This is a genomic window from Candidatus Marimicrobium litorale (genome assembly GCF_026262645.1).
GTDB classification, from domain to species: Bacteria; Pseudomonadota; Gammaproteobacteria; order Pseudomonadales; family Halieaceae; genus Marimicrobium; species Marimicrobium litorale.
Window position 1 is genome coordinate 1,699,581 of the sequence record NZ_SHNO01000001.1, and the last position, 24,608, is coordinate 1,724,188.

Genomic DNA, 24,608 nt, shown 5'->3' on the forward strand with positions numbered 1-24,608 from the left:
CTGCACGGCGCAGGATGATTCCTATTCGGCCGTGTGACGTTTTTTGACAGCGTCAAATTTCGCTTGTTGCTCCTCGGTCAGAACTGCGCGCAGCTCCTCACGGGATCCCCCCGCTTCTCGAATCGACTTTATTTGTTCAGCCTGCTCATCGGACAGGCCAAGGTGCGCCTGCATACGTTGCGCGCGCTCGCCGGAGGAGCCTTTTTTCAATTTCCTTAATTGAGACTGCTGATCCTCCGTTAAAACAGCGCGAACCTCGTCCCGTCCGCCACCGGATGTGCGAATTTCACGGATTTTCTCACGCTGCTCCGAAGAGAGGTCCAGCTGTCTTAACATCGCCCGTTTATGATCAGACCCTGATTGCGGTGCCCCGCCCTCTGGCTGGCCCAGCGCCAAACTGGAAATCAGCGCCAATCCCAGTGCTATCGTTATATGCTTCATATGACTACCTCTGTGTGATATCCAGCGTTCATTACAACAGCACCGTAGGTAATTTAGTTGGTTGATTTTGTTAAGAAGCGTAAAGAAATAGCAGTCAATTTTTCGGGCTGGTCACGGCTCCAGTACGACCTTGATTGCACCCGCCTGGCGATCCGCAGCAATCGCGAACGCTTGCGGCGCTGCATCCAACGGCAGACGGTGCGTGATCAATATATCTGGTAATTCAGGGCGCGATGCAAGCAATTGCGCGGCGACATCCACATCCCGCACCAGGCCTGTGCGGTCGTACATAAAAGATGCCTGAATATTCAGGCTCTTCATACAGACTTCGAACGCGGGCAGCTCCACGCCACCCCAGTAGGTTGCCAGCAACAGTATTGTGCCGCCCGGCTTGCAGAGTCTTGCGGCCTGTGCCAACGCACCTGAATTGCCCGCACATTCAACCACCACGTCGTATTCGCCCTCGGGATCCAGCCCTGCACCAAGACGCTCCGCCGCCTTTTTTTGACCATCATGTCGAGCGGCGACATCCACCGCAGTGACATGGGATGTCAGCACAGCCGCCGCCGCCAACCCCACAGCGCCAGCGCCTACAATGGCAACCCGGCTCTTGGGGGATAGGGAGAGCATGCGGATACCGTGAGCCGCTACGGCGAGCGGTTCAACCAGACAGGCGTCGGATACGCTGACATTGTCCGGTAGCGGCACAATGCATCGCTCCGGGACCAGAATCTGCTGGGCCATACCACCATCGAGTCCTATACCGTGCACCATGGCCGCACTCAGTCGGCACAGGCTGTAATCACCCTGCGTACACATATCGCAATGCCCACACGGTGAGACTGGCTCCAGCGCCACCGCCCGGCCGTCGGCGAGGGTGCCAGCCACCTCGTGGCCCAGGGTTGATTGCAAGTCGAACCCAGACTCGACCATATGTAGATCAGAGCCGCAGATACCTGCCGAGCGCACGCTGACCAGCACACCATCGCCAGCGGGCTCGGGCACTTCCATGACGCGCACTTGCTTGTCACAACAGCGAACGGCTTTCATCAGTGAGCTTTCCTCATTGTTGGTGACGGTTTTTTCGACACACATCACTCGCGCGCATTAGGATCATGCTATGCAATACTGCGTGGTTCGAGCGCCTTGCTAGACATGCGACACGCCAGCATGACAGAACTGACTCTTCAATTCCTACCGATGCAAAAAATCGTGCAACCACCCTGCGTAGTCCAAACGCTCTGATGCGGCGACCGCCCGACGGAGAATCTCCAGCATCAGTGCGTCCTGCTCTTCGTTGAGAGCACCAAAGCCGATAGACACAACAATCGTCATCAACGCGTGGAAAGAGAAACTACGGTAGTCCTGCCAGGCCTGCCCGGAATCGATAGGTTCGCCATATCTGGCCCGGCTCTCCACGTAATACTGAACCAGCTCGGCCTCATGAGCTGCAAGGACCTCCGCCGGCAGCGCATCCACAAGGAAGTAGAGTACATCGCGCATACCCTTACCCCAGTGGGCCGCCTGCCAATCCAGCATGCCCATTTTTTCGCCCGTTGCAAAGAAATTACCCAAGTGACTGTCGCCATGCAGCAGCGACAAGGGCCCCGAGAACCAGTGCGTCAAAAGGGCATCCCAATTCGTCAGAGTGAGTCGATAAGCAGCCGCCAGCTCCGCCGGAATCTCCCCGGGCCGCTTTTTCATGCAGGGCTGCAGTGCAAGGCGGTTCAGGTTTCTGGACACCACACCCATAGTGGGTGACAAAAAAGGGTGATAATCCAGCGGAAGAATTCGAAGCTGCTGATCTGGCTTCATGCCGTAGTGAAACGCGTGCAGACGGGCAAACGCATCCAGACAGTGTCGGGCCTGCTCCAGAGTGGGGCCCCTGATCATATCGAGATTGGTGAAAAGCGTAACGTCTGGATCCGCCCGCAGATTTTCCTGCAGCAGAAAAAAGCGCGAACCCTGCCAGGCCGTGGCAAACGTTACGGGAGTGCGCAGGGGAAGACCCGACGCCACGTGGCGAAAAAAGTGTGACTCCAAGCGCCAGGAACTGATCACATTCATAAACCATCGAGTGAGCAGTGACTCCATGGGAAGCTTGACGAACACGCTATCAGGAAGCGGAGCCTGCCCCGACTGCTCAATAGTGAGCACCAGATTCTGGCAATTGCTGCTCACGGCTGGAATTGCCTGGCGATGAATACCTGTAATGGCAACCGGTTGCCCCAACACGGGCAGGGCACCTTCATTGACCATTCGTGTCAATACTGCGGGCTGCTCCACCTGCTCCGCTCGAAACGGCATGCTGTGACCGGTGATGTCACCCAGTGCGTCACCCAGTAGCCGCAGCCCCGTATTGCCCGCAATAGCACCCATCTTCATATTCTGCAATAAACTCACACCTGCCTCGAACTCGCTGATTTGCTATTTTGCACGGGCTTGTCGCTATCGGACATTTTTAATAATATGTCCGACATGCTTGACTGACAAGTGCGTCCACCACAAAGGGGTATGAGCATGCAAACCGACAGCATTAGCCAGGGACACGCGTCTAACAAAAACTTCGACTGTATTGTGGTGGGTGCCGGCCATAACGGCCTCGCCAATGCCTTGGTCCTTGCCCGCAATGGACAAAAGGTACTGGTTTTAGAAAAGAACGATTATGTCGGCGGTATGGGCGGGACACGGGAAATACTCAAGGGTTGTCGCAACGAGGTCGGTGCCAGCTGCCTGTTTCCTCTTTCCGCGGAAATCAAGGAATACTTCGATTTCGAACAGCATGGTGTAGAACTGATTCCGCTGCCCGTTATGGCGGTCAACCTGGTGGGCGCTGCTGGTCGCCCCCTGCTTTTCTTCAAAAACCCCTTAAAACTGTCGTTTAATATCCTCCGCAGTTTCGGCCCGGGCGCGATGCTCGGGTTCATACGTTTTATCAGATTCTGCGCGTATCCCGCCCGCATGCTGGATCGTTTTACCGCCAGAAAAGCGCCGCGCAGCCTCAGCGATCTGATCGCGGAAGCGGAGACCGATGCCCAGAGGGACCACCTTGAACTGGCATTTAAGGGTTCTGCCATGGACATTATCGACCGGTTCTTCCCAGACCCGGTGAGACACAAAGAATTGCGTGCCAGTATGGCGTTCGCCGCAGTGCAGGCTACCTACAAAGGGCCCTACTCTCCCGGATCCGGCTTGTGTCTGATTTACACCATGGCCCAGGAGGGCTCTGAAGGACTGATGCAAAGGGTCAAGGGTGGTATCGGGCGCCTTTCCGATTCATTGGCAGAGCAACTCAAAACGTTGGGTAGTGAAGTTCGTCTACGACAAAGTGTGGCGCGCATCCTGATAGAAGACAACAGAGCTGTTGGCGTGGAACTCAAAAACGGCGAGCAATTATTCGCCGATACTATCGTATCCAACCTCGATAAACAGGCCACTTTCAATCACTTGCTGCAGAGCCACGACCTTGCACCGGCCGACCGCGAGAAAGTCGATGCCTTCACCCATCAGGGCGCTTTTGTGCATATGTTGTTCAAGCTCAAGGGATTGCCCCAGTACTCAAAACACCTGGACAAGCTGAATCGTATTCCCGGTGCAAAATTCGGCGGTGCCATGGTTATCGATCCGCAAGACATGCAACGCAGCTTCGAAGCGTGCCAACGTGGCGAGATGCCCGACGAGTCGCCGCCATTGGCTTTCCAGATTCCCACCGTCATGGATGGCACGCTAGCGCCCGAGGGATACCATATCGCCTCTGCCTATGGCTTTTACTTCCCCTGCGAGGCAGAAAAAAGTCGAAGGGGAAAACTGCGCGATCAAATGGCAGAGAAAATTATCGATCACATTTCCATACACATGCCCGACTTCAGAGAACTGATCGTGGACAGAGCGATTTTCTCCTCGGATCATTTCGCCAGCATGCAGGGCGTTACCAACGGTGACTGGACACATGGATTGCTACACCCAGACCAAATGATCGGGGACCGCTGTTTGATTGAGGGGACAGGGCATACCACACCCATCGATAATCTTTATCTGTGCGGCGCATCCTGTCACCCCGGACCAGGCGTTACTTTTCTGCCGGGATATAACTGCGCCCATGAGATAATGGCAAGTGTCAGGCTACAGGCCCCCGCTACGTCAGAAGCACGGGTACCAGCAGCGCGCGCAGCGTAGTGCGCAGTTGCATGTCGCTTTTTATCCAGTTACTCGGCAAGGTCAGGAATGACAAAAGCAGACGGTAAACCCACTCTACCAGTATTTCTGGTCGCACCGCGTCCTGCAGCAGGCCCGCCTGCCGCGCGGGAATAACCACGTGATTCATCAGCTCCTCGCCAAAACGTACGATGACATCCGAACGCCAAATCACGTCACGCGCTCGACCGCCCTCAGCAGAGACAAAAACTGCTTCCAGCAATGGCCGTCGCGGTATTTCACGAATAGCAACGATCAAGCCTTCGACAAGCTGGTCCGCAGGATCGGGATACTTTTTGAGTTTTTCACGAATGTAGTGATTCAGCGCTTCCATCTCGACCTTGATTGTGGAAACCAGCAATTCATCGCGATTGGGAAAATAACGATAGACAGTAGAGCGAGCAAGGCCTGCGGCGTCTGCGACCTCTTTCATACCAGTCGCGGCGATACCTTGCTTGAGGTAGCAGTCCCTTGCGGCGCTGAGTATATTGTCAGTCGGTTCGATCATAGTCAGATAAAAAGGCTTGTCGACAATAACAGACAATGAGCTATTCACTGGCATATAACAAGGCCGGCAAAGACTGCCCATACACTGAAAAAATACTTCTCCGTGTTTACTGGGAAAATACAATAATGGCTAACTATCTGAGTAGGAAAGAGCTTTGCATTCAACAAATAGACTGAACGCGTCGGACTACCACCGCACCCCTATACGCCTGCTGAACGCCGCGTGGGGCACACTAAATAAGGTCGGTCTCGGCATGATCAGTCTCGATAGTGACTCGCTTATCGCGCGCGCGAAAAAAGACACCGGGCTCACCGATTTTGGGGGCAATGATTTCCTTGAGCCAATGCACCTTTTGATTCACTCACTGGAGACCGAAGCGGACCTCAACCCCGTGGGCCGCTTTATGAACTACACCAACATTCTGCGTCTGCTCAAAGGCAGGCTTCAGGCACAAGCGCTGTTTACGCAACACCCGGACATTAAAGAACGCGAACTACTCGACCCAGTGGTCATCGTGGGCTTGGCCCGTTCCGGCACTACCCGTCTCCACCGACTGCTGGCAGCAGATCAGCGTTTTTTGCACGTTGAATCGTGGGAGTCAGTTTATCCCGTGCCCGATCAGGAGTGCTTCGCCGCGCAAGCCAAGGGCAATCCCGACCCGCGGATCAACGCGTTGGACCAAGGCCTGAAGGCTGTGTTGTATATGAGCCCCCAGATCAACGCTGTTCACCCCCTTGGAACGCGCGAGGTGGAAGAGGAAATCGGGCTCATTCAGTATGGCTTTTCCACACAACTGTTTGAAGTACAAGCCAAGATACCCTCATTTGCAGAGTGGCTGATGAGCCATGACCAGACCGCCGCATACGCCTACATGTCTGACCTGTTAAAGCTGGTCTCCTGGTTCCGAAATGATCCGACAGACAAGCCCTGGCTCCTGAAATCACCTCAGCACATGCAAGATCTCGACGCGCTGCTCAATGTGTTTCCCAACGCAAAACTGCTTTGTCCTCACCGGGACCCGGTGAAGGTCGTAGGTTCTTCCTGCTCCATGGCCTGGAACGCACTGGTTAGAGACTCAAACAGCATTACTCCTCACTGGGTAGGCCAGGAATGGCTTGCCAAGACGGAACGCATGCTGCGCAAAAATCTCAGCGTGCGCGAGGCGGTAGCGCCAGAAAATCAGTACGATGTGATGTATGCGGACATCAGTGCAAACTGGCAAGAAGCCGTGCAAAAGATTTATGACTATTTGGGAATTCCACTGACCGAGACCGCTTGCTCTGCGATGCAGGATTGGCTGGATATTAATAGACAACACAAGCACGGCGCGCATAAGTACAGTCTCGCTGATTTTGGACTAACTGATGAAATCGTAGAGAATAAATTGAGGTTTTACCGAGACCGTTTCCACATACCAGTGGAGACGCGTAACCCAAACCTCACTGACATTAACCAGTAAAAATAAAACGGGGCGATAGAATGACAATCGAAACAGAAAGCCGGTCAGCCTTGGGGGAATTAATCTCTACCCTGCAAGAAATTGACACTCGCTGGTGCTCTGCGGAATGGAACCTGCATACAACAGACGATATTGCAGGTGCTCATCGCGCACTCATGCACATACTTGAAGCGAGCTTGGTGGGATTCTTCGAGCAAGACCCTGCTCACCCTGACTTCCGCCGCATTACCACTCCGAGCCGCAAGCTAACTGGTGATAATAGCGACGCCATTTATTTCGACGCGCCAGTCAGTGCCGAGCACGCCTATGTGATTCGGGGCAACCTGCACGGTGCGGCCTATTTTTCGCTAACCGTTGAGGAGGGTACAGCCGATGGTCACATGGCATCGGGCACAGCGGGCATTCTCAACGACGAAAACATGGAGACAGACAGCAATGGAAATTTCACTCTCTATCTAGGCGGCCCAAAAAAGCAGTGTAATTGGCTAGCGCTCACCCCAGACGCTTCACGCCTCACCACGCGTCATTATTTTGAACAAGCAGCTCCTGTCGCTTGCGATCCGGACCAAGAACCGCGAATGCACATCGAGTGTATTAACGCTGCGGGGGCACCAAAACCCCCAACCGACGCCTCCGTCGCAAGCGGCATTCGCCGTGTCTGTAATGTTATACGCAGCCGTACTTTAGAGATGCCTCCGCTGGCCAACAGCGAGCCGCCACCGTTTGTCTCCCTGACACCTAATGAGTTCCCAGCGCCGGTGAAACCCGGTAGTTTTGGATTCGCAGCGACAGACGCACACTATTCCATGGCACCGTATTTCCTGGGCCCGGACGACGCGCTTGTCATTACAGGCCGCTGGCCTGATTGTCGCTTTGCCAACGTTTGTCTCTGGAATCGCTTCCAACAGACATTCAACTATAGAGATCGCTCTGTTTCGCTTAATCGCGCGCAGACAGTCATTGATGACCAAGGACGCTTCCGCATGGTAATCGCCCACGAAGACCCAGGCTTGCCCAACTGGCTGGATACCGAGGGCAACCCGTTTGGACTCGTGTTTTGGCGTATGTTTCTGGTGGAGGGGGACGTTGCGACACCCACAGCCGAAGTCGTCAAAGTATCGGAGCTTAAAAATTGATATGAATACCCTTCCCCTCCCTGTCCGTATTCTCAACCTCGCGGGCCGCAGCGCTGAGGCCGTAGGCTGGCAACCGGTATCGCTGGACTTTGACAAACTCCTGAATAAAGCCCGCGACAACACAGGGCTCAACGATTTTGGAGAAGACGACTTTCGCGACCCTCTGAAATTGCTGTTAAGCGGCCTGGAAACCGAGGCGAAGCTTTCCACTCTGGGCCGTGTTGTCGCTCGATCGGACCTTTTGCGCACACTGGAAAACCGACTCGGACTGGTGGAGCTTTTGAGGAAGCATCCGGAAATAGAGGAGCAAACCGTGGAGCGGCCACTATTCGTAGTTGGACCGCCGCGCTCGGGCACCACAATTTTTCATGACCTGCTGGCCATGGACGCGGACAACCGCGTACCTCTCTCATGGGAAGCGGCCTATCCCCTACCACCCCCTGAAACATCAACCTACAACAGCGATCCCAGAATCTCACGGGTCCAGGCAGATCTCGACAATGTCGACAAGCTATTGCCCGATTTCAAGAAGATGCACCCCATGGGCGCACAGCGGGCTCAAGAATGCGTTGCTATCACCTCTCATGATTTCGCATCCATGATTTACTACGTGCAATTTGACGTTCCGACTTACGATCGCTGGGTCATGGATCATGATATGCGCTCGGCGCTGAAATGGCACCGGCGATTTCTGCAGGTATTACAGTGGAAATGCCCGGGCAAGCGTTGGGCTCTCAAATCGCCACAGCATATGTGGCACCTCGCGCATATACACCAGGAGTACCCTGACGCACTGTTTGTTCAAACCCACCGCGACCCTGTGAATACTGTAATATCAATGAGTAACCTCGCTGCAGAACTCCAGGGAATGAACAGCGATCATGCGGATCAGCGAAGGATAGCGATGCATTACGCCGCAGGCCTCGCCAAGGGTTATAACGCCACCGTAGACTACCGCAGCTCGGGTGCTCTGCTCGACAGCCAGGTAGTGGACTTGTACTTTCGTGATTTCATTCAAGACCAGGTGGGCACCGTGAGCAGGGCCTATGAACATTTCGGCCTGACATTAACACCCGTTGCAGCAGCATCAATGCAGTCTTTTCTAGACGACAACCCCGCCGACAAGCATGGCAAACACCTTTATACTTTTCAGGATACGGGGTTGGATGAGGAAGCGCTGCGAGCCATGTTCAGCAAATATGAATCATATTTCGACATTCCCCGAGAGACTCTGCGTGCAGGATGAGACAGGATAGAGCGAAGAATCGAGGCGACTATCTCTCTACTGCACAGCATCAATAAAAATTCTACCAGCGATAGAAAACGTCTATGCCATAGGTGCGCGGCCTACCGCGAATGACCGAGCTGCTGCCGAGACGCTGCGCTTCAATCGTGCCCGTCCCGAAGTAGGTTTCATCTGTCATATTCTGCGCAAACACTGCCACCTCGAGATTCTCCATCGCTCGTGGTACAAAAGCCAAACGGGCATTCCATAGCGTGTAAGCATCCAGCGTCGCCTGGTCTTCATAACTGAAAGCGGCCGGATCAAGCCCGGTGTAGATTTTGTCTTTATAAAAACCGCTGACCCGCGGGGTAATAACTGCATACTCTGTATCCCAGTCATACTGTACCGCCCACGAATAGGTCTGGTCAGGAATGTAAGAGAATTTCTCACGAGAACGATCCGTACTCTGCACGTTACCCTCGTTGTCGACGAATTCGTCATTGAATTCATTGTACTCGGCATTCAGTACGCTACCCGTCAAGTTGATCAGTAGACCAGGCAGGGGCATGATCACTACCTCTAATTCAACTCCCTGCACCTCCGAGTCGCCAGCGTTGGTAATACCGTAGATCGTTTGTAATTCACCGAATTCCCGGGTGACACCCAACTGCATGTCATCATAATCCATGGAATACACGGCACCATTCACGCGCATACGCTGGCTCCACATCTCCAGCTTGAAACCGAACTCCGTATTTTTCACCGTTTCTGGATTAAACGGTAATGCCCTGTCGGGACCGAAAGAGGTGAATCCGCCGGCTTTAAAACCCTCGCTGTAGGATAGATACAACATACCGGAGCTGAGAAATCCATCCGTCCAACTATCTGGCATAAACATTGTCACTGTTGCCATTGGGGTGAACTCATTCCAACTCTCATCCTCTTTCAGTCGCGGGGAATCGATAAGCGGCACCATAGGCTGCTGGAAATCAGACAAGGCATTCATTTCTTCCCGAGTAATCGGCGCCGTCGGTGCGACGGCGGTCGTCACGAAATTTTTCTGATCGATCTTTTTTTCTTCCCATGTCCAGCGACCACCCACCGTGAACTGCCATATATCGTTCAGGTTATAGATGAGCTGCCCAAAACCCGCCGCTGAGGTGCTGGTAAAATCGACAATACGAATGTTATTGGAGCCGACTACCGAGGGCGGTAACAGCTGTACGTTACCACTCTCCGTCACGGTAGTACCCAGCCAGCCTCCCAGAGCCAATGTCTGGCCGTCTACCTGATCCTTGATTCGCTCGTCAGAGGCGTATAAACCCAGCGTATAATCCACATCACCATCGAACAAACTGCCGAACAGGTTGAACTCCTGTGATACAAAAATGCGGTCTTCATCCCCGGCACTGATGCCACTGCCATTGAGATTACGTGTGGTCTCCTGAAAATTGGACAGGGACAGGAAGGGCGTGGCGTCCACATCATTATCGCGATTAAGGTCATCTTGATACAGGTAGCCGGTCACGCTTTTTAGCTGCACTTCACCGAGATCCCAGTCCAGTGTCAGGCCGGCCAGATTATTGGTGACTTCGTAGTCCATACCCCGCCGATCCAGAATCACTTTTTCGTCATCAATGAGAGCTTCGCTGAGACTGCAATAATCCGCAAATGTACCCGGAGTAGTCGACGCAAAACCCTGCAACACTGCACCGGGGTTAACGTTAATACAACTATTAGGAGCAGAGTGCTCCTTGCGTTTGCCCCACAGTGCGATCAGATCTACCGTAAGTTCTTCAGTGGGGTACCAGCGCAGCTGACCAACTATCGCAGTGCGATCAATGTCACCGTAATCCCTACCATTGTAATAATCTTTCATATAACCATCTTCGATTCGACGGTCGTAAGTCAGGGCACCGAAGAGATTGTTTGTAAACAAGGGGCCGTCAACACGGAGAGATAAGTTTTGTCGATCGTAATCGCCAGCACCGACCTCCACCTGAGCACCAAACTCTTCGCCAGGCTTACGGGTTTCCAGAAGTAGCGCTCCGCCCGCTGTATTCTTGCCAAACAGTGTCCCCTGGGGTCCGCGCAGCACCTGAATGGACGCCATATCCATTACATCGACCAGTTGGGTGTCGGAGCGTGGCATAAAGATTCCATCAACGTATACGCCGACGCCGGGGTCGAGCGCTGCGCCCACCGCGCGGGAGCCGACCCCGCGGATAGCAAGTCCAGAGACCTTATCTCCGTCTTTATTGGAAAGCCCCGGCACCTGACGAGCGAGATCCGCTACGTTAGTAATCTGCGCCTCGCGCATCTGCGCTGGATCGAAAGCCGAGACAGCCACGGGCGTATCCTGCAAACTCTCTTCTCGTTTTCGGGCCACCACCACGACCTCCTCCAACATACCCGGCTCGGCGGATACGGCAGTAGCGCCAATGGCCATCGGAACAAGCACTACGGCCAGTGCTAGGACAGCGCAGGGATACTTCGAAGGTCTCTTCATTTTTCTTCTCTCCGGATCGTATAATTATGCCGAATATATAGAGCTCGCATCCTATAACCGCTAGCATAGCCGTATTAGGCGATTCCTACAGTTGCCTGAGGGGTCATTTCTTCTTAGCAAAACTTAACTAATAGCTACTGGTAGCGGTGATAACTATGAAATTTTGGCAAGCGATTACCTGGGCCGAGACCGACCAGCTGCTGGATATCGCCCGCTTTGCCGAAGATCTGGGCTTCCACGGACTGATGAGTGGTGACCACGCTGTTTATCCAGAATCGATCGAAGCGCACTATCCGTATTCCGAGAACGGCCTGCCTCCCATGCGGCCTAACGATGAGTACCCCGACCAGACCGCTATTTTTGCTGCTATGGCAGCGGTAACAAAGACTTTGCGATTTACGTGTGGGGTTTATGTACTGCCTTTGCGCAATCCACACGAGGTTGCACGCGCCAGCGCCACCCTCACAATACTCAGCGATAATCGGTTCATTCTCGGTATCGGCGTAGGCTGGATGAAGGAAGAGTTTGACATCTACGGTGTCGATTTCCGCAAGCGAGGCAAGATTACCGATGAAATGATAGAGGTTCTGCACAAACTGTGGACGGGTGAGATGGTAGAGCACCACAGTGAGAATTTTAGCTTCCCGCGGGTTCAACTGAGCCCTGCAGCCGCCAGCCCACCCCGGATTTATGTCGGGGGCACCAGCGATATCGCTCTGCGCCGGGCCGCTCGCGCAGGCAACGGCTATATAGGCGCAGGGACCGCACCTGCAGACGTAAAGCCGCTGTTATCCCGCCTTGATACATTGAGAGGTGAATACAAGCGAGAGCAACTGCCGTTTGAAGCGATGCTCGGAATTGCCGATACCCCCAGCCGGGAACTCTACCAGCGACTCGCCGAGGACGGGCTTGACAGTACGGTAGCGCCGCCATTTCAATACGCGCTGGGAAAAAAGCGCTCTACGCTGGACGAAAAAAAACGCTTCATGGAAGATTACGCAGAAAATATACTGCGGCATTTCTAAACTAAATCGCGTCCGTTACCTGGTAGAGATTCTGGTAACGTCTGAACAATGATCGATCTGCCGCGTAATCCGCGTCGACAGGGTGATGAGGCTTTACCCCGATTTTACGTAAGGGTAGTTCTTCATTTTTTCCCTCGCTCGCGATGATAACGTCATCTCGAAATACGCATAGATACTGGCAATACAGGCCAGGGCACCCCCCAGTGAAGCCCGGTAGCGCGAATTTGAACCATTACCGATTAGTCTCCTGCCGCTGCGCGATTATCCCGCCCACTGTCATTGACATACTCGGGGCAATTACTACTATTTGAGGCCTCACCTCTGACCTTCAGGTAACACCGGGATGAGCAGTTATTTTGACAAAGCCTTTTCTCCGGCCACTCTGGGCTCAATGCCGCTGAAAAACCGCATAATTAAGGCCGCAACATACGAGGGCAAGACCCCCGACGGTATTCCCGGAGATGACCTGCTTAACTTTCACAAAGCCATTGTCACTGGTGGCACAGCAATGACGACCATCGGTTACTGCACCACAGAAGCCGACGGACGCATCAACGACCAGATGATGTGGATGCATGAGGGAATCCGGGACTGGCTGACCGGAATGACACGGGAGCTCAAGCGCATATCTCCCGGCGCAAAGGTGTCGGGACAAATGACCCACTGTGGCAACTTTTCGAAAAACGCCAAGCTTATGCGACTGAAGCGACCCCTCGGACCGAGTCGTCGCTTAAACCTGATTGGCGCAGTGGCAGGCATGCCGATAGCAGGCTCTATGACCACTGCCGATATCGACTACCTGGTCCAAACCTACTATGACGCCGCACGCCTGATGAAGGAAACCGGCTTTGACGCAATAGAGATTCACTTTTCACACGGTTATGGCCTGAGCCAATTTATCAGTCCAAAAACAAATCGCCGTAATGACACGTATGGCGGCAGCCTCCTTAATCGCATGCGCCTTCCTCTCAGAGCCCTGGATGCCGTGCGCAAGGCGGTGGGTGATGATTTCCCGATACTTGGCAAGATGGGCCTCACCGATGGCATCAAACATGGACTGCACATCGACGAGGCGATCGAGGTCAGCGCTTTGCTTGACAAAGGAGGCATAGACGCGCTGATCTGCTCTGGCGGCACCAGCAGTTTTAATCCCATGATGTATTTTCGCGGGGACACACTGGAAAAAGGTCTGATCGAAGTAGAGAAAAATCCGCTCATGAGACTGGGGCTGAAAATGATCGGGCCCCGACTATTTCGATACTATCCCTATCAGGAATTATACTTTCTCGAAGACGCAAAGCGTGTACGAGACAGGGTACAGTGCCAAATGGTGTACATCGGTGGGTGTACCGACGTTCAGAGTATTGAGACGGTTATGCAGGAAGGCTTTGACTTCGTTCAACTGGGCCGGCCACTTATCAAGGATCCTGATTTCGTTAAGCATGCGATGGCAGACTCGGATTACAAGAACGGCTGCACACACTGTAATCGCTGCGCTTCACTCATCGAGGCGCCCGGCGGCATTTACTGCCCGCTCAACACCTGAAGTGAACGCGCTGGTGCCTTGAGCAGAATAAACCACGCCCCAGCCAGAAGAGAACAGGACAACATTATGGATGTAAAACTTTCACAGAGCCCCACTGGCCCACTCAAGGGTATTCGCGTCATCGATATCACCTCCATGATCACCGGGCCGCTGTGTTCACAGCAACTGGGAGACCTGGGCGCTGACGTAGTCAAAATTGAGCCTCTGCACGGAGAAGTCGCGCGCTGGATGACACCGCCGCAGAAAGCCGGCCTTAGCGGCTTCTATTCGCAGATGAACCGCAACAAGCGCAGCCTGTCTATCGATATGAAAAATCCGACTGGCATCGAAATTATTCGCGAGCTTGTGCAGGACGCTGACATATTGGTTGAAAATTTCCGCAGCGGTGTGCTGGAGCGCCTCGGCATAGGCTACGAAGATCTGCGCAAGCTGAATGAGCGCCTCGTCTTCGTCTCAATCACGGGTTTCGGCCCCACTGGCCCCTATGCCCATAAGCCTGCTTACGACCCCATAGCGCAGGGACTGGTGGGCATGATGCATATTCAGGGCATGCCTTTTGGCGGCAAGCCCCAACTAATCCAGTCTGCCATCGTGGACAAGACCACCGCCACTACCGCCGCTGGTGTCGCCATGGCCGCTCTCTATGCACGTGACTGCCAGGGCGGGACAGGCAAGGGCCAACGCGTAGATGTGCCGATGATCGATGCCTGGGCAATCAACTCCCTTCCGGACATGATCCCCGTGGACAGTTTCGTGCCCAACGACATGCAGGATCCAGCTCCACTGGCTGTACTGCGCACATTTGAGACCGCCGACGGCTACGTGGTCGGTATGGCCCTGCAGGACAACCACTTTGAAGGTCTGTGCAATGCACTGGAATGTACCGAGCTGCTGGACCGTGAGGGTATGCGAAACGTTGGTGAGAGAGTCAATGACTTCGGCCCATGGCTAGATGCCATTGGCGCTGTCATGAAAAGCTTCACAACTGACGATCTGCTGTCACGTCTGGACGAGGCAGGCGTACCCTTTGGTCCTGTGAAAACCATCCGCGAATTCGTCGAGGACCCACAGGCAAAGCACAATCGCACCATTTTTGATGCAGATCATCCCGAAGCTGGCACCATGCGCTATGTACGCTACCCTGGGCATTTGTCAGACACTCCGGCTGGCCTCTACCGCCACCCTCCCCGTCTGGGTGAACACAGCGCCGAGGTACTCAGGGAAGTGGGTTACAGCGACGAGGAGATCGAGCGCCTGCTAGGTAACGGTGTCATAGGCGCCTACTGAGGTGTCTCGGACTGCAGGGACTGCAGCAGCTCGAGCGCCTCGGCTCGCTCCGGAAACGACGCAGCGTCCTCCTTAGTCAGGTCAGTAAGCGTATCAAGGGCGACTGCCTCGTCACCCAGCGCCGCATCTATCATTGCACTGTGGTAGCGCATTGACGGCTCATCCGGCGCATCCAACAGCGCTTGTCGAATGGTGTATCGCGCGGCCACATTGTCTCCCGCCAGATGTTGCAAGTAGGCTTGGGTGTCGAGTACCGCCGGGGTCGGAGACAGCGCTACAGCCCTTTCGATAAAAGACATTGCCCGAAGAATATTCACTTCCCGCATATTCCATGCCAGATTATTGAGGGCAACAACATTGTTCGGGTTGATGGCCAGCACTTTCTGATAATGAAAAATCGCGGAAGCCATATCACCCGTTGCCTGAAAATGATTGGCAAGGGCACCTTGTACATTCACATCCCTGGGGTGGTCCTTAATCCAACCCTGCATCAACGCCACGGCATCGTCGTTACGCCCCAAGGCCTTGTAGTATGTTGCCAGCTCTACTGCCGTCTGCGCTGTAGGCGCGAGTTCATAAGCCTGCTTGAACAATGCCAACGCTGCGGCAGAGTCTCCCGAGAAACGAGCTTTCAAGGCTTGCAACATAATGACATCTGGTGACTCCGGCGCCAGCCTGCCGAGTGTGTCAACGTATTCGGTAAATTCCTCGGTCTCTTCCTCGCGATAGGCCATACGAGCAAGCCCCGTCAATGCGGGCATGTATTCCGGGTCCATCTCGATGGCCTGCAACAGTTCCTTTTTGCTCAAGTCGCCATCACCAGCGCCGCTGGCAGCTATAGCAAGCAGGTAATGCAACCTTGCGGAGCCGGGGCTCAATTCCACCAGTTGCTCGAATTGCTCGACAGCACCCGTATATCGCCCCTGCTGCAGCCGCGCGAGACCACGCACCTCAAGTACGGCGAGATTACGCTGCCTGGCGCTGCTCAGGGGAGAGAGCAGCCCTTCAACTCGCGCCGTATTCCCGGTAGCTAAGTAATGTCGAGCCAGGTTAAGACGAGGTTCGACTGTATCTGGATGAGCCTTGATAGCACGCTTAAGGCCTGTGACCATCGCCATAACATTCCCTTCCGCTGCATCCAGCGCCGCCACCTGGAGCAAGGCGGAGAAATCATTCCTGTTGTGCTTCAGAATATCCTCGTAATACGCTCGAACCGAAGCGCGGTCTTCATCCTCCAGCGCTATGTGGGCGAGATTCTGGTTAGAGAAGGAGTCTCCGGGGCTGCGAGCCAAAGCATTGCCAAATATTTCACGGGCCTTTTCATTGTCCCCCCCTGCCATATAGACCCTGGCGAGTAGGTGCACAGGCGACAGCTGTTCAAGATCGCGAAACTGATACGACTTGGCTTGTTCAACCGCGGCGGTATAGTCTTCATCCGACAGCGACTGCCGTATTTTGAGAATGTCATCTTGTGGGAAATTTATCTCGCTGTCTAAATCGCTTGTCGGCCTCCCGGCCTCTTCGCCGCCAAAATCGCGAAACACTAACGAGACTTCATTACGCAAAGGCACAATCGCCCAATCCGGATTCACTTCAGCGATACGATCATACAGCACCATTCCGGCGTAGACGTTGTCGTCCATCAGGTATGCATTCCCCATGATATTTAGAGCGGCAAGATCATTCGGCGAACTCTCTACAACTGGTCGCACAATGTCTTGTGCATCCTTCATATTGCCAACCTGCATAAGCGTAATGGCGAACAGCTTCCGGCCAGCCCCACTCTCCGGCGCCAATTCATAAAACTTGCGTGCGTAGGTCTGTGACAATGCCTCGTTACCCTCAATCAAATAGGAGATCGCGAGATAATAGGGAATGATCGGAAACTGCTCAGACAGTGTTTCAGCATCACGCAGAGCACTGGACGCGCCAAGAAAGTCGCCGGCCTGAAACAAAAGTACACCGTTAATATAATTCGCTGCAGCACCCCGTGGCGCCATTTCCAGTAGAATGGTCGCATCCTCTTGCGCCGCTTCATAATTTTCCACACGGATATTGAGTAGCGCACGTGCGACCCGGTCTGCGTAGGCAAAGTTGGAGAGCTCGATAGATTGATCCAATGCTGCACGGGCTTCTTCGTAACGCTGAAGCCGCATGAGCGCTTGTCCTTTCAAACGCCAGGCTAATTCGTTCCTGTTTTCCTTTTCCAGTGCAGCCTCGATAAGCGCAAGTGCCTGCTCATATTCTCCCTGATTCATAGATATGGAGGCACCGGCCAGATTAAACGCCTCGGAGTCAGGGTCAATCGCGCGAGCCTGCTCTAACAGTTCATTCGCCTCACCCTCTTTCCCTTGCGCATTGGCTGCCAATGCCTGACTGGAAAGCAGCGTGGCTACCGCAGCGGCGCCAAGCCCCTCCTTTGTAAGAGCAAGAACCCCGTCGTAATCGCCCTGCGCTAGATATACGCGACCGATAGCGGGACGCACATCATCTAACGGCCAACCAAGAGCCTCCGCCCGCCGGAACTCATGTGCCGCTAAAGCGAGGTTCCCACTCCCCAGGAAGATTTCACCCAGCAGCCAACGCGCTTCCGCCAAAGAGGGGTCCTGCTGGAGTGCATTTTGTAACTCAATAGTGGCAGATGCGGCGTCTGATTGAGCCAGGTAGTCTTTTGCTCGCGCCATGTACTCATCGCTACCTAGTCGCGAGCCACAAGCCACCAGTAACATCAATAGACAGGTTACAACCGCATTGCGCATGATATATCCCCGCTCCATTTTCAACCGCGCGACCCTCTAGTGCCGTATGGTATTCCGTGTTACCAAAACCTCCTGCCCCAGCAGTCTAGCATGCTTCAGCAGCCGAAAACTCTGACTGCCCGCCGTTTATCACCTCACCTTTTGAGCAGTGGGAACAGGCATTGCACATGCGCCAGCTCGATTACTTACCGCCGCACACAAATGCGCAGAGCGCAACGGGTTTGCATCCATGCCGCTGGTTAACAGGCTGAATGAAATACCGCTCTGTGGGTCGCCCCACGCAACCTGCCCTCCAGCACCCGGGTGCCCGAACGTACGGGGCGATACGGTAGTGCCCATACCGCGATGCGACAGGTATTTTCCACTCCCGGCAATCACTACACCCAAGCCGCGATTTGCCGGAGCGCCGGTAATGGGGTCCGCGTAATCAACGCGCACCCGGCCCGTCGCGTCCGCCAGTACATCAGGGCGCCAAAGCCCACTTGGGTTATACATCAATGCCTGATAGAACAACGCTAGATCAGCGGCAGTACCAACCGCGCCGCCACCGGGCACGCCCAGTTGACGCACTTCGGGTTTGTTAAACATCAGCAGCGACTGTTCCGCGAAACCGGGCAGGCGAACGTTCCGACCAAAGAGTTCTCTGACCTCCTGTGGACTCGGCGGCTCGCCCACTAATTCCACGGTAGCAATATTTTTCTGCGTGTCTAGCGGCAAGCCCAGATGCAAACCTCCAAGCCCGAGGGGATCGAGCACGCACGTCTGCAGATGGATACGATAATCCTCTCCCGTAATCACCTCGATTAATTCCGCCAGTACCCAGTGGGCAGAGAGGGGGTGGTATTCCATTCGACTACCGGGGACCCAGTCAAGCGTCCACTCACGCATCCTGTCCAGCCTTCCCTGACGTGTCCACCAATCGGGAGCATCGAGATCCGCGTGGGGAAAACCACTCGTATGGCACAAGACCTGCTCTACCGTTATGTCTTGCTTGCCTTGCTCCGAAAACAATGGGATATATCTGCTTACCCGTTCTGAAATATCCAGCAGTCCCTGACCCATGAGGTGCCAGATTACCGAAGCCACCAACGGCTTGGTGCAGGAAAATATGTTGTAGCGCGTGGAGGCATCCGCTTTGCCGAACGTCTCGAAAAACGCCACCTTGCCGTGTCGCGCCAGAGCCACCTGTATAGAAGGCAGCGGACCTTTGTCGATAGCATGCTGCAGCCGGCCCCTTAAATCGGCGAGCCTTCCGCTATCCAGACCCAGTTCGGTGGCGACCGCAGTGCTGTAATCCGCTTCCAAGTTGACATCGCCTCAGGCGGGTTTAATCGCGCGAATGGTTTTCACTACATCCATAAAAAGGTTATTCACCTCCTGTATTTCAAACCCAGCCGCACGCACATTTGCCACAGTAGTTCGATTCATTTACAGCCCGACTCTGCGAGTCAAAAATGTCATTAAGTTCATCATGAACTTAAAGGGATAATAGCGGGAACCCGTGTGTTCAAACATATACAGTTCGCCTCCGGGCTTAAGGACCCGGCGCAAAGAGACCACGCCCTCCACAGGGCGCGGCACAGAACAGAAGGTGCATGAAGTAAATACCTGATCAAAACTGTCGTCCACGAAATCCAGTTCGTGGACATCGGCGACCTGCACGTCGATCTCTCCGTCGTAGGCAGCAACACGGGGGCGGGCTACCTCCAGCATCTTCGGACTGGTATCGATAGCGGTGATTTTTTTTGTGGCGGGGAAGTCTCAACATCCAACCCGGCGCCCAGAGCGAGAAACAGGATTTTCCCATCTATATCGTTAAACAACGCCTGCTTTAAAGGACGCCAGCGCTGCTCCGCTCCCCGACCCGCCATGATGTCGAAAGTGGGCGCAGCCTTGTCCCACTTTGCCCGGGTAATATTATCCACTGTCAACGCTCCTTGCGCAGATCGCGAATGCCTCGCAATCTGCTGTTCATGATCCATATAATCACTATCGCTAAAAGACCGCAGGCCATACCTACTAATGCTCCCGCTTTGACGGAAACAGGCGACATCGCTACCCACATACCGACCACCATGCCGCTCATCATGCCGCCAAACATTGTCGACAACATCACCTCCATGGCGCCAAACAATACACCCAATGGCAGCCACAAAACGGTGCCAACTACCATACCAAGCACCATTGCCAGGATCATGGCCAAAAACATATTCCAGTCTTCACCCACAACCAATGCGGCCAAAACACCAGCTACCAGACCAACAGCAATATTGCTGAACAAGTCGCCAAGGACGAAATAGAAACGCGAATCCACCGCGCCACCTCCGGTCAAAGCTAAAAACTAAGCGAAACCACCCATGTCAAAGTAGTCTCGCCATGCGCTGATCTTGCCGTCTACAAGCTCAAAAACACCCATAACCGGGAGTTCTATGCGCTTTTCGCCCATCTGCAGGATATCAGTGCGCTCATTCATCACCACCCCTCGTCCGTCGTCTACCTGGTGATGGACAATAAAGTTAATCTCTGTCGTGGTAGCCATAAAGCCATCGATGAATTCGCGAATCAACGTCTTGCCAACATGCGGCGGTCCCATTGGAACATTCGCATAAGACGCATCATCGGTGAAGTGCGCCATTACCGCGTCGATATCCAGACTGTTCCACGCAGCCATGAAGCCGTCAATAATTTCCGTGTTACTTGCCATCGGTCTCCTCCTTGTTTTCGCCGGCGTAGGTCGCGACGGACCTACATTCTTGCGAAATCTGAGGCCATTGTCGACACCAACAGCCAATCAATAAGATAAGAAAAAGAAAATGTCTGAACTTGGTCACCCTTGCGATAGAATCGAAGTGCAGCAGGGCAATTATGGAGAAAAAACCATGACCGCGACACCCGACAAGGCCTGGCAACCACTATCAGGGCTTACTGTCATCGATTTTTCAATGTTACTGCCGGGACCGCTCACCACGCTGATCTTCGCTGATCTTGGCGCAGACATTATCAAGGTTGAGCCGCCCGGAGGAGACTATGCTAGAGGCATGACAAGCCATCTGTTCGCCGGAGCCAATCGTAACAAGCGCAGCCTATTACTCGATCTGAAATCACCCAATGCCGGGGAGGTAGTCACGCGGCTTGCACACCATGGAGACGTCGCTATTGAGGGCTTTCGCCCTGGGGTTGCAAGAAAATTAGGAATCGATGCAGACGCAATGCAGGAAATCAATCCAGGCCTGGTTTACTGTTCCATTTCCGGCTTCGGCCAGACGGGTCCAATGGCTTCACACCCTGGCCATGATCTCGCCTATTTAGCCATGGCAGGCTCTCTATCGCAGAGCGGGCACTGGCGAGAGCCGTCGCGTCGCTCGTCAACGCCTGTGGCAGACATGGCCGGTGGCACATACGCTGCCATCGCAATCCTTGCCGCACTGAGAGAAAAAGACAAGGCCGATATCGCGCCAATTATCGATATAAGCCTGTACGAATCAATGCTCTACATGAACGCCCTGCGCTTCGGGTTCAAGGACGATCAACCGAGTAAAGAGCACCTTTATCCTACCAACGATCTATTCACCACGAAAGATGGAGAGCAACTGGCTCTCACTGTTGTGGAGCAGAAATTCTGGGATAATTTTGTCTTGGCCGTGGCAGAAAAGCACACTCATTTTGCCTCGCAAATGTATGCCACTGAATCTGGACGCAGGGCACGCGGCGACGACCTAATGCATCAATTAGATGAATTATTTGCAAGCGAAACGGCAGCGCACTGGCTTTCCCTGTTCGAACAGCACGACGTGCCGGCGACATTGTGCATTACGCCGCGTAAGGCGCTGCAAACACCTCACAGTGTGTCTCGAGCGGTGCACATAGAAACACCTGAAGGAAAAGTACTGCCGTTTCCCTCTATCGTGGCGGGGCATTCACCCAGCAAGAAACAATCCCCCGCACCGGCACCGGGAGAACATAACATGGCTATACTAGAGGAGCTTGGCTTTGACGCGGCGGACGTTCAGCGCCTTGTAAAGGCCGGCGTGGTTGTGTCGGGTTAGGCCCGAATTTAACAGGAAGATACATGCCAACAGCCATCACACTCGATAATTTGAACTTCGCTGACTACGTCAAGCCGGGGGACACCGTAACATGGGGGCAGGGATGCGCAGAACCACTCATGCTCACGAAAACTCTGGTCAGGCAGAGGTCAATGATAGGCCACTTCAGTATTTTCGTGGGCTTATCTTTCTCTGACACCCTCAATAACACCCATCTCGATGATTTTAACGTCATCAGCTACGGCGCAATGGGAACCAATTCGACACTAGGGTCAAAACTACAGATATTGCCGGGTAATTACTCGTCTATACCGCGCATTATCGCAGATCGCACCTTACCCATTGACGTCGTACTGGTCCAACTCAGCCCAAGGGGGCCTGATGGCCACTACAGCCTCGGCTTCGCCAACGACTACCTCATCCCAGCCATGCAATCGGCTCGCCTGGTCATAGCGGAAGTGAATGATCAGGTGCCCTGCACCACTCTGGCTCAGCCCCTGGATGAATCATTACTTGATGTCGTAATTCACTGCTCAAATGCTGCGATAAACGGCCCAAGCAGCGCAATAGGAAAAACAGAAAAACAGATAGCAAGCCATCTACAGGATATTATTCAGGATGGCGCCGTGATTCAGTACGGCATTGGTAGCGTGCCGTCGGCCATACTTTCGTCGCTCTCACAACATCGGCGCCTGGGCATCTATTCGGGCATGCTAACCGAAGATGTCATACCGCTCATTGAGAGCGGAGTCATCACTAATGAGACGAACACGGTCCGGCCGGGGATCACAGTCGGCGCGCTCGCGATTGGCGGCGAAGATATGCGCCACTTCTTACATCTGAACAAAGAAATAGAATTGCACCCAGCCGCAGCAACGCATGGCGCAAGATACCTCGCGCAACAGGATCGACTGGTAGCGATTAATTCAGCGATAGAGGTTGACCTATACGGCCAGGTCAACGCAGAAGTGATCAAGAATCGATATATCGGGGCTGTGGGCGGGCAGGTAGACTTCATGCACGCTGCGTCAACACAGCAGGATGGCCTCTCTATTATTGCGATGCCCAGCACCACTCGCGATGGTAATCGCAGCCGAATAGTTGCTAGGCTGAACACCTCGCTGATAACCACTGGCAAATCCGACGTGGATATTGTTGCTACTGAAATGGGTATCGCGGACCTCCGAGGCAAGACAATCACCCAACGCATGCAAGCGCTGCGTAATGTTGCCGCTCCCCAGTTTCGCGATGAAATTGACAAAATCATGCCCCGAACGATGCCCTGAATGTATCGCTTCGAAACTATACTGCTCACCGTCGACTGTGGTGTCGCTATACTCACATTAAATAGACAAGACACGCTAAACGCGCTGAACCTCCCTATGATGGCAGATATACAATCTGCAATGAACATTGTCGAATCGGATAGCAATATCAAAGCTCTCGTCATCACTGGCGCTGGTCGTGCGTTTTGTTCGGGACAGGATTTACGCAATCGCCCCCCGCAGAGCGTCGATGTAGTCACTGCTCTGATGGAGGGATACTTCCCTACCCTACACGCTGTCAAAAACTCCAGCGTTCCGGTTGTCACTGCTGTGAACGGCGTAGCCGCCGGTGCGGGATGCGCTTTTGCACTGCTAGGTGACCTTACAATTGCAGGCGAGTCGGCGAGCTTTATACAGGTGTATAGTCGTATTGGACTAGCGCCCGACCTTGGATCAACTTACTTACTTCCCAGGCTGGTCGGCCGCAGCCGCGCCCTTAGAATGATGCTCACAAATGAGCCAATATCCGCGAGCACAGCGTTACAATGGGGCCTCGTTGGCGCCTGCGTCAGCGACAGGGCACTGGTCAAAACCGCAGTTCAGCGCGCGCAATTGCTCACTGCCTGATTACCAAAAAAAGTAGGATGCTTAAAAACGCCCCTTGGAAATACTAAAATTATTTCTCATAAATGCGTCCGAGTTCATATTTTAATCGTTGAAAAACCTGGGGCTTCTATATTTATCACGGGCTATTTCCAGTACCCTTAGCGTCTGCAAAATTGAACCTTCCCAACCATTATGAGGAACACCGTTCGTGGATAACGATGGGTTGAGTACCAACTCTGCTGTATCGGGCGACTCAAGCCGGAGTCTGTTCATCGCATTGGTCAAATATATGCGCGTCCTCAGCGCACTCTGTGCCATCAGCGCTATTTGGGGGCTTGTGAATGTTTTTTTTAAGCTAGAGTTACACGATCCGGCCGTAAGCGTCAGCCTAATACTCGCAAGTGCGTTAGCCATATTGCAAGCCATTGTTTATTGGCGTCCGACAATAGATCTGAAAAAGATTACCGAAACAAAAGTGTTGGATTTTGATTCAATGATGCGCGGTCTAGCCGCACTGGCTAGCGGATTTCGAGTACTGGCAACCCTGACAACAACTATAGCGATCGTGTTAATCGTCTCAACTGTGGTGCAGTGACAGAAAG

22 protein-coding genes are annotated in these 24,608 nt (G+C 53.8%); 11 read left to right on the forward strand and 11 right to left on the reverse strand.

Annotated features, from left to right (window positions below):
- Positions 1-21: 21 nt before the first annotated feature.
- The 3 genes from EYC82_RS07525 to EYC82_RS07535 form a co-directional block, all read right to left on the reverse strand.
- Complete coding sequence (locus EYC82_RS07525) at positions 22-441, reverse strand: Spy/CpxP family protein refolding chaperone (RefSeq protein WP_279248925.1); 420 nt, start codon at positions 439-441, stop codon at positions 22-24.
- Positions 442-552: 111 nt separating this feature from the next.
- Positions 553-1,491, reverse strand: coding sequence for a zinc-dependent alcohol dehydrogenase (locus tag EYC82_RS07530; protein WP_279248926.1), 939 nt, complete (start codon positions 1,489-1,491; stop codon positions 553-555).
- A 144-nt stretch (positions 1,492-1,635) separates the two neighbouring features.
- Positions 1,636-2,826, reverse strand: a complete 1,191-nt coding sequence (locus tag EYC82_RS07535; protein ID WP_279250664.1) for a phosphotransferase — start codon at positions 2,824-2,826, stop codon at positions 1,636-1,638.
- 135 nt (positions 2,827-2,961) lie between these two features.
- On the opposite strand from EYC82_RS07535, the gene EYC82_RS07540 reads away from it, so the two are divergent.
- On the forward strand, positions 2,962-4,617 hold the full coding sequence (locus EYC82_RS07540; RefSeq protein ID WP_279248927.1) for a phytoene desaturase family protein: 1,656 nt from the start codon (positions 2,962-2,964) through the stop codon (positions 4,615-4,617).
- Here EYC82_RS07540 and EYC82_RS07545 read toward each other — a convergent pair.
- Complete coding sequence (locus EYC82_RS07545) at positions 4,577-5,197, reverse strand: TetR/AcrR family transcriptional regulator (RefSeq protein WP_279248928.1); 621 nt, start codon at positions 5,195-5,197, stop codon at positions 4,577-4,579. The two genes, EYC82_RS07540 and EYC82_RS07545, sit on opposite strands and share 41 nt — an antisense overlap.
- A 100-nt stretch (positions 5,198-5,297) precedes the next feature.
- On the opposite strand from EYC82_RS07545, the gene EYC82_RS07550 reads away from it, so the two are divergent.
- The 3 genes from EYC82_RS07550 to EYC82_RS07560 are packed head-to-tail and all read left to right on the forward strand — an operon-like array spanning position 5,298 to position 8,984.
- A complete protein-coding gene (locus tag EYC82_RS07550; RefSeq protein WP_279248929.1) occupies positions 5,298-6,602 on the forward strand; it encodes a sulfotransferase family protein in 1,305 nt (434 codons plus the stop codon).
- A 20-nt stretch (positions 6,603-6,622) separates the two neighbouring features.
- Positions 6,623-7,738 (forward strand): DUF1214 domain-containing protein, encoded by a 1,116-nt coding sequence (locus EYC82_RS07555; protein ID WP_279248930.1) that lies wholly within the window; start codon positions 6,623-6,625, stop codon positions 7,736-7,738.
- Position 7,739: 1 nt separating this feature from the next.
- Positions 7,740-8,984: a sulfotransferase family protein gene (locus EYC82_RS07560; protein WP_279248931.1), complete on the forward strand. Its 1,245-nt coding sequence runs from the start codon at positions 7,740-7,742 to the stop codon at positions 8,982-8,984.
- A 61-nt stretch (positions 8,985-9,045) separates the two neighbouring features.
- On the opposite strand, the gene EYC82_RS07565 is transcribed toward EYC82_RS07560, so the two are convergent.
- Positions 9,046-11,472 (reverse strand): TonB-dependent receptor, encoded by a 2,427-nt coding sequence (locus EYC82_RS07565; protein ID WP_279248932.1) that lies wholly within the window; start codon positions 11,470-11,472, stop codon positions 9,046-9,048.
- A gap of 155 nt (positions 11,473-11,627) precedes the next feature.
- Here EYC82_RS07565 and EYC82_RS07570 point away from each other — a divergent pair, with 155 nt between their 5' ends.
- The 3 genes from EYC82_RS07570 (at position 11,628) to EYC82_RS07580 (ending at position 15,330) form a co-directional block, all read left to right on the forward strand.
- Positions 11,628-12,497, forward strand: coding sequence for a TIGR03619 family F420-dependent LLM class oxidoreductase (locus tag EYC82_RS07570; protein WP_279248933.1), 870 nt, complete (start codon positions 11,628-11,630; stop codon positions 12,495-12,497).
- Positions 12,498-12,840: 343 nt separating this feature from the next.
- A complete protein-coding gene (locus EYC82_RS07575; RefSeq protein WP_279248934.1) occupies positions 12,841-14,043 on the forward strand; it encodes an NADH:flavin oxidoreductase in 1,203 nt (400 codons plus the stop codon).
- 66 nt (positions 14,044-14,109) lie between these two features.
- Complete coding sequence (locus EYC82_RS07580) at positions 14,110-15,330, forward strand: CaiB/BaiF CoA transferase family protein (RefSeq protein WP_279248935.1); 1,221 nt, start codon at positions 14,110-14,112, stop codon at positions 15,328-15,330.
- Here the strand turns inward: EYC82_RS07580 and prsT are convergent.
- The 6 genes from prsT to EYC82_RS07610 all read right to left on the reverse strand — a co-directional run bounded on the left by prsT (position 15,324) and on the right by EYC82_RS07610 (position 20,793).
- Positions 15,324-18,089 carry an XrtA/PEP-CTERM system TPR-repeat protein PrsT gene (gene prsT / locus EYC82_RS07585; RefSeq protein WP_279248936.1) on the reverse strand — a complete coding sequence of 922 codons (2,766 nt, stop codon included), beginning with the start codon at positions 18,087-18,089 and terminating at the stop codon, positions 15,324-15,326. The genes EYC82_RS07580 and prsT overlap by 7 nt on opposite strands.
- A gap of 129 nt (positions 18,090-18,218) precedes the next feature.
- A complete protein-coding gene (locus EYC82_RS07590) occupies positions 18,219-19,394 on the reverse strand; it encodes a serine hydrolase domain-containing protein (protein WP_279248937.1) in 1,176 nt (391 codons plus the stop codon).
- Between the two features lie 123 nt (positions 19,395-19,517).
- Positions 19,518-19,802 carry a class I SAM-dependent methyltransferase gene (locus EYC82_RS07595; RefSeq protein WP_279248938.1) on the reverse strand — a complete coding sequence of 95 codons (285 nt, stop codon included), beginning with the start codon at positions 19,800-19,802 and terminating at the stop codon, positions 19,518-19,520.
- The gene (locus EYC82_RS07600) at positions 19,790-20,014 is read right to left on the reverse strand and encodes a hypothetical protein (protein WP_279248939.1); all 225 of its coding nucleotides are present in this window, start codon (positions 20,012-20,014) and stop codon (positions 19,790-19,792) included. Before EYC82_RS07600 ends, EYC82_RS07595 begins: the two co-directional genes overlap by 13 nt.
- A gap of 2 nt (positions 20,015-20,016) precedes the next feature.
- Positions 20,017-20,403, reverse strand: a complete 387-nt coding sequence (locus EYC82_RS07605; RefSeq protein WP_279248940.1) for a hypothetical protein — start codon at positions 20,401-20,403, stop codon at positions 20,017-20,019.
- Positions 20,404-20,430: 27 nt separating this feature from the next.
- A complete protein-coding gene (locus EYC82_RS07610; protein WP_279248941.1) occupies positions 20,431-20,793 on the reverse strand; it encodes a limonene-1,2-epoxide hydrolase family protein in 363 nt (120 codons plus the stop codon).
- A 109-nt stretch (positions 20,794-20,902) separates the two neighbouring features.
- Here EYC82_RS07610 and EYC82_RS07615 point away from each other — a divergent pair, with 109 nt between their 5' ends.
- The 4 genes from EYC82_RS07615 to EYC82_RS07630 all read left to right on the forward strand — a co-directional run bounded on the left by EYC82_RS07615 (position 20,903) and on the right by EYC82_RS07630 (position 24,601).
- The gene (locus EYC82_RS07615; protein WP_279248942.1) at positions 20,903-22,135 is read left to right on the forward strand and encodes a CaiB/BaiF CoA transferase family protein; all 1,233 of its coding nucleotides are present in this window, start codon (positions 20,903-20,905) and stop codon (positions 22,133-22,135) included.
- Positions 22,136-22,158: 23 nt separating this feature from the next.
- Positions 22,159-23,421: an acetyl-CoA hydrolase/transferase family protein gene (locus EYC82_RS07620; protein ID WP_279248943.1), complete on the forward strand. Its 1,263-nt coding sequence runs from the start codon at positions 22,159-22,161 to the stop codon at positions 23,419-23,421.
- Positions 23,422-24,027 carry an enoyl-CoA hydratase-related protein gene (locus EYC82_RS07625; RefSeq protein WP_279248944.1) on the forward strand — a complete coding sequence of 202 codons (606 nt, stop codon included), beginning with the start codon at positions 23,422-23,424 and terminating at the stop codon, positions 24,025-24,027.
- Positions 24,028-24,214: 187 nt separating this feature from the next.
- Positions 24,215-24,601 (forward strand): hypothetical protein, encoded by a 387-nt coding sequence (locus EYC82_RS07630; RefSeq protein WP_279248945.1) that lies wholly within the window; start codon positions 24,215-24,217, stop codon positions 24,599-24,601.
- The last annotated feature ends 7 nt before the right edge of the window (positions 24,602-24,608 follow it).

What these genes read in the sequence shown, in the direction of transcription:
- EYC82_RS07540 (WP_279248927.1), top strand. Translation starts at nt 2,962, where the DNA reads ATGCAAACCGACAGCATTAGCCAGGGACACGCGTCTAACAAAAACTTC.
- EYC82_RS07610 (WP_279248941.1), bottom strand. Translation starts at nt 20,793, where the DNA reads ATGGCAAGTAACACGGAAATTATTGACGGCTTCATGGCTGCGTGGAAC.
- EYC82_RS07620 (WP_279248943.1), top strand. Translation starts at nt 22,159, where the DNA reads ATGCCAACAGCCATCACACTCGATAATTTGAACTTCGCTGACTACGTC.
- EYC82_RS07595 (WP_279248938.1), bottom strand. Translation starts at nt 19,802, where the DNA reads ATGCTGGAGGTAGCCCGCCCCCGTGTTGCTGCCTACGACGGAGAGATC.
- EYC82_RS07565 (WP_279248932.1), bottom strand. Translation starts at nt 11,472, where the DNA reads ATGAAGAGACCTTCGAAGTATCCCTGCGCTGTCCTAGCACTGGCCGTA.
- EYC82_RS07560 (WP_279248931.1), top strand. Translation starts at nt 7,740, where the DNA reads ATGAATACCCTTCCCCTCCCTGTCCGTATTCTCAACCTCGCGGGCCGC.
- EYC82_RS07555 (WP_279248930.1), top strand. Translation starts at nt 6,623, where the DNA reads ATGACAATCGAAACAGAAAGCCGGTCAGCCTTGGGGGAATTAATCTCT.
- EYC82_RS07545 (WP_279248928.1), bottom strand. Translation starts at nt 5,197, where the DNA reads ATGCCAGTGAATAGCTCATTGTCTGTTATTGTCGACAAGCCTTTTTAT.
- EYC82_RS07535 (WP_279250664.1), bottom strand. Translation starts at nt 2,826, where the DNA reads ATGAAGATGGGTGCTATTGCGGGCAATACGGGGCTGCGGCTACTGGGT.
- EYC82_RS07615 (WP_279248942.1), top strand. Translation starts at nt 20,903, where the DNA reads ATGTCTGAACTTGGTCACCCTTGCGATAGAATCGAAGTGCAGCAGGGC.
- EYC82_RS07570 (WP_279248933.1), top strand. Translation starts at nt 11,628, where the DNA reads ATGAAATTTTGGCAAGCGATTACCTGGGCCGAGACCGACCAGCTGCTG.
- EYC82_RS07530 (WP_279248926.1), bottom strand. Translation starts at nt 1,491, where the DNA reads ATGAAAGCCGTTCGCTGTTGTGACAAGCAAGTGCGCGTCATGGAAGTG.
- EYC82_RS07580 (WP_279248935.1), top strand. Translation starts at nt 14,110, where the DNA reads ATGGATGTAAAACTTTCACAGAGCCCCACTGGCCCACTCAAGGGTATT.
- EYC82_RS07625 (WP_279248944.1), top strand. Translation starts at nt 23,422, where the DNA reads ATGTATCGCTTCGAAACTATACTGCTCACCGTCGACTGTGGTGTCGCT.
- EYC82_RS07525 (WP_279248925.1), bottom strand. Translation starts at nt 441, where the DNA reads ATGAAGCATATAACGATAGCACTGGGATTGGCGCTGATTTCCAGTTTG.
- prsT (WP_279248936.1), bottom strand. Translation starts at nt 18,089, where the DNA reads ATGCGCAATGCGGTTGTAACCTGTCTATTGATGTTACTGGTGGCTTGT.
- EYC82_RS07575 (WP_279248934.1), top strand. Translation starts at nt 12,841, where the DNA reads ATGAGCAGTTATTTTGACAAAGCCTTTTCTCCGGCCACTCTGGGCTCA.